The sequence below is a fragment of the Bacteroidota bacterium genome (assembly GCA_016706255.1).
Classification (GTDB): domain Bacteria; phylum Bacteroidota; class Bacteroidia; order Chitinophagales; family BACL12; genus UBA7236.
On record JADJJZ010000006.1, the window covers coordinates 855,579 to 873,917 of the forward strand.

Consider the following 18,339-nt stretch of genomic DNA (forward strand, 5'->3'; position numbering starts at 1 on the left):
AGGTTATTTTACACGTTCAACATATTCGAATGAGCGGGTGTCAATTTTAATAACATCCCCTTCTTCAACAAACAAAGGTACTTGAATATTTGCACCTGTTTCTACTGTTGCATTTTTATATGCATTGGTAGCAGTATTTCCTTTTACACCGGGTTCTGCATAAGTTACCTGCAAAATAATATGTGCCGGTAATTCACAAAACAACGGTTTTTCAGTGTCGGCATGAAACAGAATATCTATTTCCTGACCTTCTTTATAAAACTCTTTACCTTCCACCATTTCAGCATCTAATGTAACCTGGTCAAACGTTTCATTATTCATGAAGGTATAACCGGTTTCATCGTTGTAAAGATATTGAAATGTACGGCGTTCTACACGTACTATATTAAGATTTGCACCTGAAGGGAAGGTATTTTCAAGTGTTCTGCCGGTAGTAAGGCTTTTAATTTTAGTTCTTACAAAGGCATTTCCCTTGCCCGGTTTAACGTGCTGGAAATCCATAATTTGCCATACATCGTTATTTAAATCGATACAAAGGCCTTTTCTGATATCTGCTGTAGTAGACATAATTTGTTGAATGCAATATTTAGCGAAAATCACCTATGGAGTCGGTCCGACAATTTAGCAAACGGTGTATTTCTTGCTAATCCTTATATAATCAGCCTTAATAGGCCCATTTTATCAATGTTGAACCCCAGGTAAATCCTCCCCCAAAAGCGGCCAAAACAACGTTATCGCCTTTTTTGAGTAGTGGTTCCCATTCCCATAAGCATAAAGGAAGGGTACCTGCGGTAGTATTGCCAAATTTTTCGATGTTAATCATCACTTTTTCTTTTGGCAATCCCATTCTTTCTGCGGTTGCATCAATAATACGCAAATTCGCCTGATGCGGAACAAGCCAGGCAATGTCCTCACTTTTCAAGTTATTGCGTTTCATGATATCTTCAGCAACATCAGCCATGTTTTTAACTGCAAATTTGAATACAGTTTTACCTTCCTGGTAAACGGTATGTTCGTTAGCATCTACTGTATCGCGAGAGGCTGGTTTTAATGACCCGCCTGCTTTTTGATGTAAAAAATGACGACCTGAGCCATCTGTTTTTAATACAGAATCAACAATGCCGTTTCCATCAGTACTTGGTTCCAGTAATACAGCTCCGGCACCATCACCAAAAATCACACAGGTTGTGCGATCGGTATAGTTGATGATAGACGACATTTTATCTGCCCCAACAATTACTACTTTTTTATAAGTACCGGTTTCAATAAACTTGGCACCTGTAGTAAGGGCATACAAAAAGCCGCTACATGCAGCGCTGATATCGAAACTTAAAATATGATTACAACCTAATTTATCGCAAGCGATATTAGCTGTTGCCGGAAATGGCATGTCAGGCGTAGTAGTAGCTACCAGTAACATATCAATGTCGGTAGCCTTATTGCCGGTTTTTTCGAGCAAACCTTTAACTGCTTCCACAACCATATCGGAAGTGGCTAAACCTTCACCCTTAAGTATCCGGCGTTCTTTAATGCCGGTTCGTGTCATAATCCACTCGTCGGAGGTGTCTACCATTTTCTCGAGTTCGGCGTTGGTGAGCCTATATTCGGGAACATAACCGTAAACACCGGTAATTGCTGCGAGCGGTTTATTCATACTTTGGGTATTAATTAACTGAAAGTCCGTTTAGCGGATTAAGCTTTTTTCTCGATAGCAATTTTTCCTCTGTAGTTTCCACAATCAGAGCAAACACGATGACGTAACACCGGTGCGCCACAGTTTGGACAATTAGAAACGTTTGGCATATCTGCTCCGTGATGGTTGCGGCGCGTCAAAGTTCTTTGTTTCGAATGGCGTCGTTTTGGATTTGGCATTTTATTTAGTTTTTAATTTGTATTCAAATTATTTAAAATATCCCAGCGTGGGTCATTATTCTCATTGTTGTTATCTGTTTCATCAGGCATAGAACCCAACAATTTCAATATTTCAGGATCACAGCCGGGTTCACCATTGCGTAAATCAGGGTGAAGGCGTTTTATCGGCAGACTCAAATGCACAAATTCATAAATGATTTCTGCTAAGTCAAGCACCGACTCACTTTCGGGTATCCAGATTACCTCCTCATTGTCTACATCCTCTTCCCGTTTGTCACCCAGTTTAACATACAGTATATGATTACCATGTATCGGCATATCAAACGGCTGACCACAGCGGTCGCAATCGGTGGAAATTGTTCCTGAAACATCAAACTTAAGAACAAATAAACGCTCCTTTTTATCAAACTCAAGGTCGATGAAAACCTTGCCCTTGCTTACTTCGCTGCCTTCAAAATGGCTGAAAAATTGCTCCTCCAGTTCGAAGTTGAAGTGGTGCAATCCCAGCTTCATGCCCACAAAGGGGATTTGATATTCCCTCAACTCATTCACAGCAAGTGTTTTTTAAAAAGGCTGACAAAGGTAAGGAATGATAACTAATTATGGTAGTGTACAGTAAGAATAGATAGCAAAAACGGCTTTTTAGGGCAGTTTTTCTGTTAATTCCAATATTTGTTACATCACTTTGCCACGTTCGGCTTCAACATAAGTGCGTTTTAACGGATTTTTAGTGCTTTCAAGGTAAGCTTTTCGGTTATTGCAGATGTCGATTGCAGCGTAAATAGCATGCAGCATACTATCCGATGAAGCCGTATTTTTTCCGGCCAAATCATATGCCGTGCCATGGTCGGGTGAAGTGCGGACAAATGGCAACCCGGCCGTAAAATTGATTCCGCTGCCAAAACTCAGGCTTTTAAATCCAACCAATCCCTGATCGTGATACATCGCCAAAATGGCATCAAATTGCTGATAATTGCCGCTGCCAAAAAAACCGTCGGCACTAAATGGCCCTACTGCAAGTATCTTTTTATCCTGTGCTTCTTTAATAGCAGGGATAATAATATTTTTTTCTTCTGACCCTAATAATCCGTTATCACCGGAATGCGGATTTAGCCCTAAAACCGCAATTGTCGGGTTAAAAATGGCAAAATCCTGTTTTAGGGTTTGATATATAATCTGAATTTTCTGCAATATAAGTTCCTTGGTTATTGCACCGGCAACGTCTTTTAGGGGGAGATGATTAGTAACTAAACCAACGCGCAGGTTTTCATTCATGAGCATCATCACACTTTCTTTATTATTGGCTCTTGCATTAAAATATTCTGTATGTCCGGGATATTGAAAACCAACCGTATGCAAATTATTTTTATTAATCGGTGCAGTTACTAAAGCATCAATTTTACCGTTTATCAAGTCATCAGAAGCTGCTACCAGACTGGTTAAGGCCGCTTTAGCACCCACTTCAGTTTCCTGGCCGGGCGTTAAAATGATTTCTTCGGTAATACAATTTATGATGTTTACAGCCTTTGAGTTTGCCTGTTCCGGGGTATTACAGGTTGTATAGCTAAAAGCTTCCAGATTCATCATTTTTTTGTAAAAAGAAATGATGCGATTGGAACCATAAATCACCGGCGTGCAAATGCCCAGCATACGTTTATCTTCCAAAGCTTTTATCAATACCTCAGGCCCGATGCCATTTACATCACCCATCGTAAACCCAATTTTCAATTTATTATCCATCAACCCGAGTTAATTTGTAAGTGCGAAGTTAAACAATTGATTTGAACATGTTTTACCCGAAATTAAACCTGTACAGTAAATTTAAGGCACATGAAACATCTGTTTAAATTATTTATGTGTCTTGTGGTCTTGTGCTTAGCTTGCAATGTTTATAAAACACCTCCGCCACCACCATTGGATAGAAACTTCGATTACGATCCAAACTGTTCATTCAATGGCAATCTGAATAGCAAACAACGCTCCCGTATTTTCCCATTTAATAAATCCGAAAAAATTGTAATTGTTTCATTTGATGTGCATTTGGGAAAGCTTCCCGTTGTAAACAACATAATTGATACCGGTAAAATATCAGAGTATATTATTTTAAATAATGCACAAAACGATTCTTTAACGAATATTCTTTTAAATTATAATTACCCGAAAACAAATACAATTTCCGTTATATCAGAATCCTGTTATGATCCCCGTCATGCAATTTTATTTTATAATAAACACAACGATTTAATTGCTTATCTTGAATTGTGTTTTAGTTGTGGAGATTTTGAAAGCAACTTTGAAGCGGATTGGTTGGAACAGTTTTGCAGCGGTAAATATGATTTATTGGAAAGTTTTTTTGTTGAAGCAGGAATAACATATTTTGGCAATGCACATGAACTTGATATTATTATTAAAGAAAAAAAATAAAATCCTGCGAATGCAACTTTGTTTTAAATAATAAACTAAGCATTTATGCTTGCAAAGTTATAACTGATAAAATGCATTAACTTACCTAAAAACAAAAAGCACCTATTCTAAAACAGGTGCTTTTTCTTAAATCTAAAAATAGTTTATTCAATTATTAAAACCTCCGTTGCAAAGGCACCCGGTTTGCCTGCTTTTACAAAATAAATTCCGGCAGCAACATTAAGTTCAACTGCAATGGTATTATTTGCAGCAGAAAGTTTTTTAGTTTGTGTGGCTATTAATTGTCCGGTAATATCAGTAATTACAACATTAATTTCTCCACTTATTCCATCTAACTGAATGGTGAAATTGCCATTTCCCGGATTAGGATAAATGAATATTTCCGGTGTATTAATATTTTGAATGGCGATGTCCTGACAATCTACCGAAGTGCTTGCTGAAGTTGCTGTGCAGCCTTCCGCTGTTTCAATAGTTACCGAATAATTTCCATCTTCGGTAACTGAAATGGTATTATCACTTACGCCTGCAATTTCAACACCATCCAGAAACCAGGTATAAGTTGCACCGGCTATAAATGATACACTTAAATTACAATTCGAATTTGTTATAACAGGCACTGCAGGAGCAGGACTAATACCAATTGTTTTGGAAACACAAGTTGTGGTATTACATTCGCCAACAGCATTTAAATAATAGGTTGTTGTCGCAGCAGGATTAACCGTAATTGATTCACCTGTTCCAACTAAAGTTCCACCACAACTTCCACTATACCAATTCCAAACACCACCTGTTCCTAAGGCTCCACCACTCACACTTAATGTTGTTGATTCACCTGCACAAATTAAATCATCAGTTGCAATAATTGCATCTGCAGCAGAAGAAGCAGCGCAATCGGTATAAGCACAAATTGAAAATGAACCAAAATCATCATTACCCACTTCCCATAAACGTAATAAATAAGTTGTGCCTGGAGTACCTGTAATTGTAATTCCTGGCATCAAAGGCGCATAAGTACTTCCATCACTTACACAACCATCAGGATAACCACCCAATGCAGTGCAAATACCTGAATAAACTTTCATACCCATATTATTTACAACAGGTCCATTATCAGTATCAATAATAACATATCCTTCCGCAGGAATTGTCACACTAAACCAAATATCACCTTCACTTGGTCCATCGCATCCAACAGGTGCAATTACTGAATTAATAGCACCAACATTTGTTCCTGTAATAAAAATACAATCTTCATTTACCGGTAAAGTTGTAGCGGCACATGGCCAGTCGTTTACAGGAGGTAAATCGCACGCGCCTAAACAACCTGCATCATTTACTTCATCAAATATTAAAGCACCCGGCAAAGGTCCAAAACCTAATGCAAAATTTTTACCGTAACCGGTTAAATGACAATAACTCATTATTGTTCCGCCATCAGTTGGTTCAGGACCCGGATCACAACCACCTTCCGGTGTGTAACAATTATCAATAGCACCACCCGGCCACGAACAACTATGTGTATGCGGTGAACCTAAATTATGTCCCATTTCATGTGTAAATACATCAACGGTCCATGAGTAAGTTGGAAAATCTGAATAAAAATTATAAATATTACTGTAAGCGTAAGTATAATCTGAACACAAAGCCGGAACATATGCAACACCACCTAAATTTTCATCATCGTAAGTTACCAAATGTGCTAAATCGCCATTAAATAGTACACGATAATCTTTAAAATATTCCAGTGCATCTCCTGATGAAGTTGTTGGATATGGATCAGCACTTGTCCATACATATATTTCCGAAATAATATCTGTTATGCCTTCATTAAAATAAATGGTTGAGGAAACATTAAAAAATCCAACAATCTGATCTGCAGCTTGCACTGCACCACCTTCATCTTCATACATTTCAAAATCCGCTTCAATATAAACACGAACACAAGGATCGATAGCAGCCGCTGCAGCAGGGCCTTCCGGCATACTAATAGGTGCATCTGCATCAGGCGTTGCGCAATTTAACGGATTTGCAATTTTTAAATTTTTATCGCGATAAATTACATGTGTTGAAGAATTTTTTAAGTTTGAAAGAACAATATTACCCGCTGTTTTTGTTGAAATAATTCCACTGATATGATTATCAAAAAAACTAAATGCAACAAGTGAAGAATAATCACCTTTAATAATTCCACGATATTGTGCGCCTGCTGAATAATCAATCTGTTCACCTGAAGAGGTTACCACCTGAAAATCAGCAGTAAATAAATTTGAAGGAAATAATTGAACAGTTATTATTGCGCCTTCAAATGGTACATCCATTTCTAAAAATCCAAATTGGTTTGAAATAATTTGATGTAATTGTTCCACATCAACATTTAAATATGTGCGTTCATCAATAATATTATCATGCGCACTACTCATGAATGTGGAAATGCTAAATGGTGCAAAATTCGCCGGGGCAGTGTTTACCTTTTCCAGTTGCAACACCTCTGTTGCCAACGGACTGAAAGCAGTAAACGTTGTTGTTTGCCCTGAAACAATACGCAAGGAAAATAAAACAACTAATAAGCAGGAGTAAAACTTTAACATGGTAACATTTTTTTTGCAAATATAAAAAATATCGCCCTGCCCGTTTTGTTGTGGGCAATTTAAATGCTCATTGTTGATTTTTTGGAGCAGCAACATCCGGGTTCTTTGTTACATCCTTACCGGCTATCCATTCCGGCCGTGGATGAATCGTTAGCAACTAATAAACCATAATAAAATAATTCAATCTTCAATCAACAAATCCCCAAATCCTCCCACGGGCCTCCATTACTATCCGGGCTAGGTCAACTTAATTGCACTATTTTTAACTTTTTTTTAAAATCATTGTAAGCCTCAACGATTATTTAATTTCATCAATTAAATAAAATAAAAAGGTTCTGTTTACAGCCAAACCCGCAAACAAAACCTAACTTGGTGATATGAATAAAAAATTATAATTAATTCGGTTGCGATAAAATTAATCGCCCGAACTTGTACTTATTGATATACTATCTCCTGCTTTTGAATACATAAATTGGAAACTTCTTCCGAATTGATAACAGGAATAATCCAATAATAATTGCGTGTATTTTTTTCTTAAATCATTACTTTGTTTGTTATTACCAACCGAAAAACTCTTATCTGATATTGTATAAACATATCGTTTACCGGATTTAATTAATCCATCAGCAATTAATTCATCTTCAATAACTTTTTGAAAGGTTTCCTGCTTGTCACAATCGTAAGTTGCAAATACCTGTACGCCGTTACTGTCACAAAAAATATTTCCGGCTGTGGATGACGTATTTGAACCGGAATTTGAGCTTGAACTCGAGCTTGAGTTTTTATTTGAATTTTTGCCTGATGTTGTTCCTACACTGCCATTATTACTTGTAGAAAAAGAATAGGTGTTTGTTATCACATCATTACTGTCGCTGGGATTTTCAATTGTAGTTGACGACATAGAATATCCGTTTCCACTGCTAACCGTTACTGTTGTTTTGCGTTTGTTTGTATCTGCCGGCATTGTAGATGGAATAACCGTTTCAGGCAATTCAGGCAATACGTTAATCGCTAAATTGTTATCGTCAAAATTCAACAACGTTAAAGGTTGTTCCGGACGAATTTCTTTTTTTAATACCGGAATGTCCTTATAAGTGGCGGAAGATTTATTATTATCAAGTGAAAACAAAATTACTGCTGTTGTTATGATGGTTGCTATTCCTGTTGTCATAAAAATAATTTTAGTTGTTGAAAAAAGTGTTTTTAATGTAAACACAGTTGCCGGTTGTGCAAGAACAAATTTTTCAATGCCGGAAATATCTATTTCAACAGGCATGTTTTTTATGCTGTTAAATACTTGATTAATGTCCGGTTTATGTTTCATAACTCAAAATAAAAAAGTGAATAATTGTCCTGCTTTTGCATAACTTATTTTATGTTCAGGTTCATCTTCCAATAATGATTTAAGTTTTTGCCTTGCGCGGCTAAGCCGTGTTTTTGTGGCATTTTCGTTCGACGATTGAATAGCGGCAATTTCTTTAATACTATATCCGGTAATTTCAAAAAGAATAATGGCCTCTTTATCCTTTTCCGGTAAAGTATTTAAGGCTTTATACAAATAATGAATATCCATAGCTAGTTCAGGATTATTTGTTGTAGCATTTAATTTACTAAATGCTTTTTCATTGTAAATCCCACTGAATTTTCGCCTGCGTAAAACATTATGCATGATGTTATTCGCAATACTGATCATAAATGGCAACAACTTTTCTTTGTCTTTTAAACTCCCGAAATGTTGCATGGTTTTTAACAGGGTGTCCTGTACTAAATCCTGTGTTTCCATAATGCCATAGGCATGACTACTACAGTATCGCACAAACCGTTCATGAACCGGTTTATACAATGCTAAAAATTCATCATGTGTAGCTACAAGCATCTATTCAATTTATCGGATTGCCACTCTTATAGAAACGTAAAAATGTAAAAGGTTACACGGTGGTAAGTATTAAATCCTTTTCTTTGCAAAAATAATGCGTAATCACTTCCAACATAATAAAGCATTCGGTCAACATTTTTTACGCAGTAATGATACTGCATTGCAGATTGTAGAAGCGTTGCAGCCGCTCCATCTCGCAAAAAATATATTGGAAATCGGCCCCGGTTTGGGCGTATTGACGCAATATTTAAAAAAAATCCCTGAAAAAAAACTGTTTGTCTCGGAAGTCGACCGACGGATTATCGACATGTTAAAAACTGAACAACAGTTTCCTGAGTCTCAGATTTTAGAAGGTGATTTTTTAAAACTCAATTTAAAATCACTCGTTGGCGAACCGTTTTTGCTGATTGGAAATTTTCCATACAATATCAGTTCGCAAATTTTATTTAAAATGCTCGACAACCTTGAACTGGTGCCACTTATGGTGGGGATGTTCCAAAAGGAAATGGCATTGCGTGTTGTCGCAAAACATGGGAATAAAGATTATGGCGTAATCAGCGTGTTGGTCCAGATTTATTACGATTGTGAATATTTATTCGAACTGGAACCAATTGCTTTCGATCCTCCCCCAAAAGTGCATTCAGCAGTAATACGACTGACCAAAAAATCGGATCCCGGTCAGTTTAACCCTGTTTTGCTTAAATCGGTGGTAAAAGCAGGTTTTAACCAGCGAAGAAAAAAATTGTCTAACGCACTATCACCGGTTCATGGCGCTAAAGAAGCAGCAATCCGCCTTAATTTTGCCGATAAACGAGCAGAACAGTTGAGCGTTCAGGATTTTATTCTGTTGAGCAACAGTATCGAAAACTAAAAAACAATGTCGCAAAAGAAAGTAATAGTAACCGATTTTTTGCACCCTTATATGGCCGAATGGCTTATTGGCAGAGGGTTTCATGTAGATATACAACCTGAAATTAGCAATGAAGCCCTTTTTGAAATCATCGATCAATACGAAGGGTTGGTGCTTTCAACTAAAATTTTGGTTACGCCCAAATTGCTTGACAAAGCTGTAAACCTTGAATTTATTGCGCGTGCCGGTAGTGGAATGGAGAATATTGACGTTGCCTATGCCCAATCAAAAAATATCATCGTTGTAAATTCGCCGGAAGGCAATGCCAATGCGGTTGCCGAACATGCTGTGGGTATGTTGCTGGCCTTGATGAACAATATTGTCCGCGCCGACAATCAAATCAGGAATGGTATCTGGCAACGCGAAGAAAACAGGGGAGAAGAAATAGCAGGGAAAACCATCGGTATTATCGGCTACGGCCATACAGGCAGCCGTTTTGCAACTAAGTGGAAAGGTTTCGAAGTAAGCGTTTTGGCACACGATAAGTATAAAACCGGTTTTGGAGATGATTTTGTGAAAGAAGCCGGAATAAACGAAATTCAGCAAAAAGCGGACATTCTATCCTTTCATTTACCACTAAATCAGGAAACCCATCATTATTTTAATTCGGCATTCATCAATGGTTTTGCAAAGCCAATTTGGCTCGTTAATGCTTCCAGAGGAAAAATTGTCAACACGGCTCACCTGATTTCGGCTTTGGACAACAAAAAAGTTATTGGTGCCGCTTTGGATGTGTTTGAAAACGAAAAATTTTATGAACTCTCCGGCTCCGATCTTGCCAACATGCAAAATTTAACTAAACGACACAATATTATTCTTACCCCGCACGTTGCAGGCTGGACGCACACTTCGCACCTGAAGTTGTCGAAAATACTGGCTGAAAAGCTTGATGCACTTGGCATTCAAAGTGTTAATTGACAAAAATATGGCAGTAATCTGACCGGTGCATGACGCACATTTTTATTTACTGTTATACTTTTGTTTTCAATTATTTACATAATTTAGCGACTCTTAACAAAATTTTAAACTTTTGGTCTATGAATAAACTCCTTTACGCACTCGTCGTATTAGTAATGTGTGTGGGTTCTGCAATCGCTCAGTCGGGTGAGATCCAGGGAAAAGTTGTAAACGGCAAAGGCGAAGGAATTCCTTTCGCAAACGTAGTTGTTTACAAAAACGGAGTCCTCGAAACCGGTGCAACCACCGATTTTGACGGAAAATACTCCATTCCTGCCCTCGAACCGGGAACTTACGAAGTAGAAGCTTCCTATGTCGGATTAAAACAAAGACTTACCGGAATTACCGTATCGCAAGGTATTGTATTCCTTCCTGACTTCATCCTGAGTGACCAGGTGCTCGAAACCGTTGTGGTTAAATACGAGGCACCTTTGGTTGATAAAGGAAATACCAGCACCGGAGGTGTGGTAACGAAGGAAGACATTCAAAAAATTGCCACACGTAACGTTACCTCAATTGCGGCAACAAAAGAAGGGGTTTACCAAAGTGATGAAGGTGGTGGATTGAACATCAAAGGTTCTCGTGGTGATGCTACGGAATATATTATTGATGGTGTTCGTGTATCCGGTTCATTAAAATTACCTCAGGATGCCATTGAGCAGTTAGAAGTTATCACCGGTGGTGTTGACCCTAAATACGGTGATGCAACAGGTGGTTTCATTACCATCACTACACGTGGACCTGCAAAAAACTACAATGGTAGCGTTGAGTTGGCAAGTTCTCAATTTCTTGATCCTTATGGATACAATCTGGCTTCTGTGTTTTTATCAGGACCAATTGTTGTAAAAAATAAAGGCACCGATTCTGCTCAAGCTAAATTTGGTTTCTTCCTCGCGGGTGAACTCGAAATGGAAAAAGACCCTGACCCTTCAGCAATCGGCAACTATATTGTTAAAGATGATGTATTAAGCGACCTCGCGGAAAATCCTTTACGCCCTTCAGTAAGTGGTCTCGGATTTAATAAAAATTCCGAATTCCTTACATTGGACGATTTGGAAAAAATCCCTTATCGCGAAAATACTTCTAACTACGGTGCTTCCGTATCTACAAAATTTGATTATAAGTTTACACGCAACACCAACGTGCAATTAGGTTTAAGCTGGAGAAAATTCCATGGCAATACCTATAGCAGAAACTTTGCGTTGATGAATGCTGAAAATAACCCGGTTGATGATCAAAGCACTTACCGCGGATATTTACGTTTTACACAACGTTTTCCGGAAAAACGCGCAGTAGAAGGTGAAGAATCTGTAATCGGTAATGCATACTATTCAATTCAGGTAGATTATACCAAATTTATCTCTACCCGTCAGGATGGTGACCATGGTATGAATCCTTGGGCTTATGGTTATATCGGTTCATACAATACTTACAAAGCACCGGTATATTTTTATACTACTGATGAAACAACCGGTTTAACAGGTTGGACTTTAGTTGGTTACCAGGATACATTGGTTGAATTTACGCCGGGTGCATCTAACCCTGAACTTGCTGAATACACTACAGAATTTTATGAAGGCAGCAGCGTTGCTCCTTCAAGTTTATTCGATATCCAGTTAGGTGGTGGTTTATTAAATGGTGAATCTGCATCATTATTCTTATCTACATATAATATGTGGTATAATAAAGGTGTTCCTTGGTTCAACTATTCAAAAGCTGATCAGGATCAATACAGTTTAAACTTTGCAGCGTCGTTGGATGTTAAAAATCCAAACTCTAAAAAAATCGGAAAACACGCTATCGAATTCGGTTTTGAATTCCAACAGCGTATCGAACGTTTTTATGGTGTAAACCCTATCGGCTTATGGACAATTGCTCGTCAGTTAACTAACAAACACATCTTAACACTTGATACCGACAATCCAATTTTAGTTATTGATGGTGAAGAATATACTTATGATGAATATTTAAGTACACCGGGTTTATATTTCGGTGAATTTGATACCATCACTTACAACCGTTTATTATTAGAAGATGATCAGGCTTATTTTGATCAGCAATTACGTGATAAATTAAATTCATTAGGTTACAATATTGGTGAGTTAGACTATATTAATATAGATAACCTTCCTTTAGATGTTTTCTCAATGGATTTATTCAGCGCAGATGAATTATTAAATCAGGGTAGCTCATTAGTTGGTTACAACGGTTATGATTACCTCGGTAATAAAGTAAATGGTGTTGTTTCTTTTAACGACTTCTTTACACAGGAAGAAAACGGATTTAAAACGCGTCCTATAGATGGTTTCAGACCGGTGTATACTGCAGGTTATATTCAAGACAGGTTTAACTTTAACGATATCGTATTCCGTGTAGGTGTGCGTGTTGACCGTTATGATGCTAACCGTAAAGTATTAAGAGATAAATACTCATTATATGATGTTTATTCAACAGCGGAAGTTGATGGTTCATTTAATCCAAATGGTTCACATCCGGGAAATATTGGTGAAGATTATGTAGTGTATGTTGATGATTTCAACAGCCCTTCACCTACAATTTTAGGTTACCGTAATGAAGATACCTGGTATAATGCAGATGGTCAGGAAGTTGCTGACCCTAACGTTATTGCTGTTACATCTTCAACAGGTACAATTACACCTTTCGTTGTTGATCCTGATGCAAACATTAAGGATGAAAATTATGACCCGAATTCTTCTTTTGAAGATTATACGCCTCAAATTACAATCATGCCTAGGATTGCATTCTCATTCCCTATTTCTAAAGTGGAAGACAGAGAAGCATTATTCTTTGCACATTATGATATCTTAACACAACGTCCTCCAACAGGAACAAGCACAACTCCTGCTGATTATTATTTCTTCCTTGAAAATGCAGGTGCATTATTAGATAACCCGGATTTGAAACCTGAAAAAACAATCGATTATCAGGTTGGTTTCCAACAACAGTTATCCTCATCATCTGTTATCAAAATATCTGCATTCTATAAAGAATTGCGTGATATGATTCAAATTATCAACGTGCCTTACGCTTATCCATTAACGTATACTACCTATGGTAATATCGACTTTGGAACTGTAAAAGGTTTATCGGTATCTTATGATATTGCACGTCGTACTCGTAACCTGAAATTATCAACCAGCTATACTTTACAGTTTGCTGACGGAACAGGTTCAAGTGCAACATCTCAGGTTAACCTTGTTGGTGCCGGTCAACCAAACTTAAGAACAATTATTCCTTTATCATACGACTCACGCCACAGCTTAAAACTCGTTTTAGATTATCGTTTCGAAGATCCGGATGGTTCACAACCGGCTTGGTTAGACAACGTTGGTTTAAACGTAACATTTAACGCTCGTTCAGGTGAACCTTATACTCGTCAGGCTAATGCCATCCCTACAGCGCAGTTCGGTGTTCAAAACCGTTCTACATTAGATGGTGCTATCAACGGTTCCCGTTTACCTTGGCATTATCGTACTGATATTAAATTAGATAAAGCTTTTGAATTTGGTTTAGGAAAAGCTGAACGCCCTGTATCAATGGACGTTTACCTCTGGGTTCAAAACTTATTAGATGCAGAAAACGTAATTGCCGTTTACGGTTACACAGGCAACTCGTTGGATGATGGTTACCTTACATCTGCTGAAGGTGTTGAAGCTATCAGCTCACAGGTTGACCCTGCATCATTTGTTGACTTGTATACTGTTAAAATGATGAACCCTGATAATTATAGTATTCCTAGAAGAATTCGTTTAGGTGTTTCATTTGATTTCTAATAATAAAAGTTAAACTGGTAGATATGTATAAAAATAAATTTAGTTGGATGTTAATTCTGTTCATGTTCATTGGCTTGAATGTTCAAGCTAAGGAGAATATGGGTATAACAGGAAAACGAACCAATGCCTATGCAAAACTGAACGCCGGTTGTGCGGATGCTACAACTCAGGTGGATCTCGACATCAATAACGTAAGATGTCGTTTATTGGGTGCCGGCGATTTTTGGTGGGACCTTGATAATGATGCGAAATACGAAATTCCTAAAGTTGACCCTACAACAGGTGCAATTCCTGTAAGCTCTAGCTTTGCAGGTGCTCTTTGGATTGGTGGTATTGATGCAGGTGGACAGCTTAAAATTGCTGCACAAACCTACCGTCAGAGCGGTAACGACTTCTGGCCTGGACCACTTGATGCTGACGGAACAATTGAAGAAGCTACCTGTAACGCTTATGACCGTCACTGGAAAATTAACAGAACAGATATTGATGATTTCTTTGAAACAATTTTATCTTATGGCGGAAATCCCGGAGTAACTACTACACCGGCATTAATTCCGGAAGGTGAAATTCCATCTATTATTCGCGAATGGCCGGGTGTTGGTAACCAGTACGCAACCGGAAAAGCTGGCGAATTATTAGATGTTCAAAAAGATTTAGCTCCGTTTGTTGACGTAAATTTTGATGGTCTATATTCTCCTGAATTAGGTGAATATCCTGATATTGATGGTGACCAGGCAATTTTCTGGGTGTATAACGATAAAGGTAATATCCATACCGAATCAGGTGGAGATGCTATCGGTATTGAAATCCAGGCTTTAGCTTTCGGTTTCCAAACTAACGATGAAATCAACGACATGACGTTCTATCGTTATAAAGTAACCAACTACGCAACTACAACACTCGACTCAACTTATTTTGGTCAGTGGGTTGACTCCGACTTAGGTGCTTTTGATGATGACTGGGTTGGTTGCGATACTGTATTGTCGTTAGGTATGTGTTATAATGGTGACTTAAATGATGGTCCAACTTCTCCAAATTATGGTGCTAATCCACCTATTTTTGGAACTGACTTTTTCCAGGGCCCTATCAAATATATTTTAGATGACGGTGTTATTGTTGATAGCGTTCGTCTCGGAATGTCAGCATTCTTATATTATAATAATGACTTCTCCGTAATCGGTAACCCTGAGGTTGCTGCACATTATTACGGTTATATGTCAGGAACATGGAAAGACGGTTCTCCTTTCACAAAAGGTGGAAACGGATACGGTGGAACTGAATTATCAAATTATATATTCCCAAGTGATCCTTCTGACCCTACAGGTTGGAGTGAATGTACTGAAAGCAACCCTGCGGCTGACCGTCGTTATTTGCAATCATCAGGTCCTTTCAAATTATTGCCTGGTGCAAAAAATGAAATTGTAATGGGTGCTATCTGGGTTCGCCCTCCGGTATCGGGTGGTTGTCAAACTTCATTTGATTTAGCACGTTTAGCTGACCAGAAAGCACAGGCTTTATTTGATGCAGACTTCCAGTTAATTGGTGGTCCTGATGCTCCGGATATGGACTTGCGTGAATTAGATCAGCAGGTTGTTATTTCACTTACAAACGGCCCAACTTCAAATAATATCGGTGAAAGTTACCAGGAAACAGACCCACTTATTGTGAGTATTGTAAGCCAGTTACCTGACAGCGTTATTGAAGCAAATCCGGGATTAAATGATACTACCTATAATTTCCAGGGATATAAAATTTATCAGTTGGAAAATTCACAGGTATCACCTTCTGAATATACTGATGTAACAAAAGCAAAATTGATTTATCAGTGCGATTTAAAAGATGATGTAATTAAAATTGTTAACTACAGTTTTGATGTAACCATCGGAAGTGATGTTCCTGAATTAATGGTTGAAGGAAACAATGAAGGTGTTAAACATACTTTCCTTGTAACTGACGATGCATTTGCTGAAGGTTCAACTAAACTAATCAACTTCAAAACTTATTACTTCTCAGTTGTATCTTATTCTTACAACAACTTCAGTGATTATGAACCAACTGATCCTAACTCTCAGAAACGTCCGTATCTTGAAGGAAGAAAAAATATTAAAATTTATACAGCAATTCCACACAAACCGGATCCGGAAAATGGTGGTATGGTGTTAAATGCTGAATATGGTGATGGTCCGGATATTACTAAAATTGAAGGTATCGGTAATGGTGGTAATTTCCAGATATTAACTGAAGAAACTGTTAATTCGTTAATTACTACTGCTCCAACAATTAAAGAGCCAATTTATAAAGGCAGAAATGCACCAATCGACGTAATGGTTTACGATCCGGTTCGTTTACCTGCTGCTGATTTTGAATTGAAATTAATTGACTCAACAAATTCAAGCCCGATTAATCCTGATAGTACCTGGTGGGTTTTAACTAACCTTACTGATGGTAATATTGTAGTATCAGATTTCCCTATAAATATTGTCAACGAACAGGTTATTCCTGAATGGGGACTTTCAGTTACGGTAAAAAATGTATTTGATCCGGGTGGACAAACCGTTAGTGGAACCTTTATTGAAAAGGAAGAAAATAACGGATTTATTGATGCAACATTAACCTATGAAGATCCAAATAAACAATGGTTATTAGGTGTGCCTGATAATGATGGTACCATTTTAGACTGGATTCGTTCAGGTATTGCAGTGGATGGTGCTTTTGCCGATGTATTACCTAACCCTGACGAAAATCAGGTGTTTGAAGGTGTGCTTGGCGGAACTTGGGCGCCTACAGAAATTGTAGCATTCAATACCGGTGATGTACCTTATATGCCATTGCGTTCAATCACAGGTTTAAGACCTCAGATTCCACTTGAAGAAACAATAGGTGTAGATGTGGTATTTACATCAGATGTAAGCAAATGGTCTCGTTGTATTGTTGTGGAAAGTGGTGAATGTACTACCGTTCGCGATGAAGATAAACTGGATTTACGCCAATTACCTGCTGTTGATGCAACAGGTGCTGTAGAACCGGGAACAGAAAAAGGTTTCTCTTATTTCCCAGGTTATGCAATTGATGTTGAAACAGGTCGCCGCGTAAACATTTTCTTTGGTGAAGATGGTTGTTCAGGTCAGCCTGACGGTCGCGGAAAAGATATGGTATGGAATCCTTCTTCTACTTTCTTTGACGAAACATTTAATCCTGTTTATGGTGGTAAACACTATTTATATGTAACTAAATCAACATATGATGGTTGTGCTGCTATCCATGATTCATTAGAATGGATAGGTGGAGTTAAACCTGAAACATCTGTTTACAAAGACATCTTTAAAAATGTGGTTTGGATTTCAATGCCTTTCCTTGCAGAAGGTTACTCTTCTGAAGTAGGTAAACCTTTTAACATACCAACTAAAACAACAGTAAGTTTAAGGGTTACTAAACCATACTTGTCGTATTTTGTAACAGGCGAAAACTTAGGTTCACCTTTATATCGTTTCAGCACTGCAAATCTTGCAGCCACTGTAAATGATGAGGCAACAGCAAGTAGTGCGCTTGATTTAATCAGAGTAGTTCCTAACCCTTATTATGCATATTCTGCATATGAAACAAGTTCACTCGACAACAATGTGAAAATCACTAACCTGCCTGCACAATGTACGGTTTCGATATTTACATTAGATGGAACTTTGATTCGCCGTTTTGAACGTGATGTAACAACTGATAATACATCAGGTGGTTCATTGAACTCTAAATCAAATAACCTCGATTCATCAATTGACTGGGATCTTAAAAACGAGAAAAATGTACCTGTAGCAAGTGGTATGTATATTATACATATCGATGCCGGTTCACTCGGAGAAACCACTGTTAAATGGTTCGGCGTTATGAGACCTATTGACCTGGATACATTCTAAAACCTGAAAC

Annotated in this window: 13 protein-coding genes; 5 read left to right on the top strand and 8 right to left on the bottom strand. The window is 37.9% G+C overall.

Going from position 1 to position 18,339, the window contains the following annotated elements; genetic code table 11:
* Positions 1-3: 3 nt before the first annotated feature.
* The 5 genes from efp to pdxA form a co-directional block, all read right to left on the bottom strand.
* A complete protein-coding gene (efp, locus tag IPI65_12320) occupies positions 4-567 on the bottom strand; it encodes an elongation factor P (protein MBK7442299.1) in 564 nt (187 codons plus the stop codon).
* 97 nt (positions 568-664) lie between these two features.
* Positions 665-1,654, bottom strand: a complete 990-nt coding sequence (locus IPI65_12325) for a ketoacyl-ACP synthase III (GenBank protein ID MBK7442300.1) — start codon at positions 1,652-1,654, stop codon at positions 665-667.
* 38 nt (positions 1,655-1,692) lie between these two features.
* The gene (rpmF, locus tag IPI65_12330; GenBank protein ID MBK7442301.1) at positions 1,693-1,872 is read right to left on the bottom strand and encodes a 50S ribosomal protein L32; all 180 of its coding nucleotides are present in this window, start codon (positions 1,870-1,872) and stop codon (positions 1,693-1,695) included.
* A 12-nt stretch (positions 1,873-1,884) separates the two neighbouring features.
* Entirely contained in the window at positions 1,885-2,385 is a 501-nt protein-coding gene (locus IPI65_12335) for a DUF177 domain-containing protein (GenBank protein ID MBK7442302.1), read from the bottom strand.
* 162 nt (positions 2,386-2,547) lie between these two features.
* Positions 2,548-3,612 carry a 4-hydroxythreonine-4-phosphate dehydrogenase PdxA gene (pdxA, locus tag IPI65_12340; GenBank protein ID MBK7442303.1) on the bottom strand — a complete coding sequence of 355 codons (1,065 nt, stop codon included), beginning with the start codon at positions 3,610-3,612 and terminating at the stop codon, positions 2,548-2,550.
* A gap of 90 nt (positions 3,613-3,702) precedes the next feature.
* Between pdxA and IPI65_12345 the strand changes: the two genes are divergently transcribed.
* Positions 3,703-4,296 (top strand): hypothetical protein, encoded by a 594-nt coding sequence (locus IPI65_12345; GenBank protein ID MBK7442304.1) that lies wholly within the window; start codon positions 3,703-3,705, stop codon positions 4,294-4,296.
* A 143-nt stretch (positions 4,297-4,439) separates the two neighbouring features.
* Here IPI65_12345 and IPI65_12350 read toward each other — a convergent pair whose 3' ends face one another.
* The 3 genes from IPI65_12350 to IPI65_12360 all read right to left on the bottom strand — a co-directional run bounded on the left by IPI65_12350 (position 4,440) and on the right by IPI65_12360 (position 8,760).
* Positions 4,440-6,884: a T9SS type A sorting domain-containing protein gene (locus tag IPI65_12350; GenBank protein ID MBK7442305.1), complete on the bottom strand. Its 2,445-nt coding sequence runs from the start codon at positions 6,882-6,884 to the stop codon at positions 4,440-4,442.
* Positions 6,885-7,299: 415 nt separating this feature from the next.
* Positions 7,300-8,208 carry a hypothetical protein gene (locus tag IPI65_12355; GenBank protein MBK7442306.1) on the bottom strand — a complete coding sequence of 303 codons (909 nt, stop codon included), beginning with the start codon at positions 8,206-8,208 and terminating at the stop codon, positions 7,300-7,302.
* Between the two features lie 3 nt (positions 8,209-8,211).
* Entirely contained in the window at positions 8,212-8,760 is a 549-nt protein-coding gene (locus IPI65_12360) for an RNA polymerase sigma factor (GenBank protein ID MBK7442307.1), read from the bottom strand.
* Between the two features lie 94 nt (positions 8,761-8,854).
* On the opposite strand from IPI65_12360, the gene rsmA reads away from it, so the two are divergent.
* The 4 genes from rsmA (at position 8,855) to IPI65_12380 (ending at position 18,329) form a co-directional block, all read left to right on the top strand.
* Positions 8,855-9,631: a ribosomal RNA small subunit methyltransferase A gene (gene rsmA / locus IPI65_12365; GenBank protein ID MBK7442308.1), complete on the top strand. Its 777-nt coding sequence runs from the start codon at positions 8,855-8,857 to the stop codon at positions 9,629-9,631.
* A gap of 6 nt (positions 9,632-9,637) precedes the next feature.
* A complete protein-coding gene (locus IPI65_12370) occupies positions 9,638-10,588 on the top strand; it encodes a hypothetical protein (protein ID MBK7442309.1) in 951 nt (316 codons plus the stop codon).
* 119 nt (positions 10,589-10,707) lie between these two features.
* Positions 10,708-14,421: a carboxypeptidase regulatory-like domain-containing protein gene (locus tag IPI65_12375; GenBank protein MBK7442310.1), complete on the top strand. Its 3,714-nt coding sequence runs from the start codon at positions 10,708-10,710 to the stop codon at positions 14,419-14,421.
* 23 nt (positions 14,422-14,444) lie between these two features.
* Entirely contained in the window at positions 14,445-18,329 is a 3,885-nt protein-coding gene (locus IPI65_12380) for a hypothetical protein (protein ID MBK7442311.1), read from the top strand.
* Positions 18,330-18,339 lie beyond the last annotated feature (10 nt).

Excerpts from the sequence above, each read along its gene's own strand:
- pdxA (MBK7442303.1), bottom strand. The coding sequence starts at position 3,612 with ATGGATAATAAATTGAAAATTGGGTTTACGATGGGTGATGTAAATGGC.
- IPI65_12380 (MBK7442311.1), top strand. The coding sequence starts at position 14,445 with ATGTATAAAAATAAATTTAGTTGGATGTTAATTCTGTTCATGTTCATT.
- rpmF (MBK7442301.1), bottom strand. The coding sequence starts at position 1,872 with ATGCCAAATCCAAAACGACGCCATTCGAAACAAAGAACTTTGACGCGC.
- IPI65_12355 (MBK7442306.1), bottom strand. The coding sequence starts at position 8,208 with ATGAAACATAAACCGGACATTAATCAAGTATTTAACAGCATAAAAAAC.
- IPI65_12325 (MBK7442300.1), bottom strand. The coding sequence starts at position 1,654 with ATGAATAAACCGCTCGCAGCAATTACCGGTGTTTACGGTTATGTTCCC.
- rsmA (MBK7442308.1), top strand. The coding sequence starts at position 8,855 with ATGCGTAATCACTTCCAACATAATAAAGCATTCGGTCAACATTTTTTA.
- IPI65_12375 (MBK7442310.1), top strand. The coding sequence starts at position 10,708 with ATGAATAAACTCCTTTACGCACTCGTCGTATTAGTAATGTGTGTGGGT.
- IPI65_12360 (MBK7442307.1), bottom strand. The coding sequence starts at position 8,760 with ATGCTTGTAGCTACACATGATGAATTTTTAGCATTGTATAAACCGGTT.
- efp (MBK7442299.1), bottom strand. The coding sequence starts at position 567 with ATGTCTACTACAGCAGATATCAGAAAAGGCCTTTGTATCGATTTAAAT.
- IPI65_12335 (MBK7442302.1), bottom strand. The coding sequence starts at position 2,385 with ATGAAGCTGGGATTGCACCACTTCAACTTCGAACTGGAGGAGCAATTT.
- IPI65_12370 (MBK7442309.1), top strand. The coding sequence starts at position 9,638 with ATGTCGCAAAAGAAAGTAATAGTAACCGATTTTTTGCACCCTTATATG.
- IPI65_12350 (MBK7442305.1), bottom strand. The coding sequence starts at position 6,884 with ATGTTAAAGTTTTACTCCTGCTTATTAGTTGTTTTATTTTCCTTGCGT.
- IPI65_12345 (MBK7442304.1), top strand. The coding sequence starts at position 3,703 with ATGAAACATCTGTTTAAATTATTTATGTGTCTTGTGGTCTTGTGCTTA.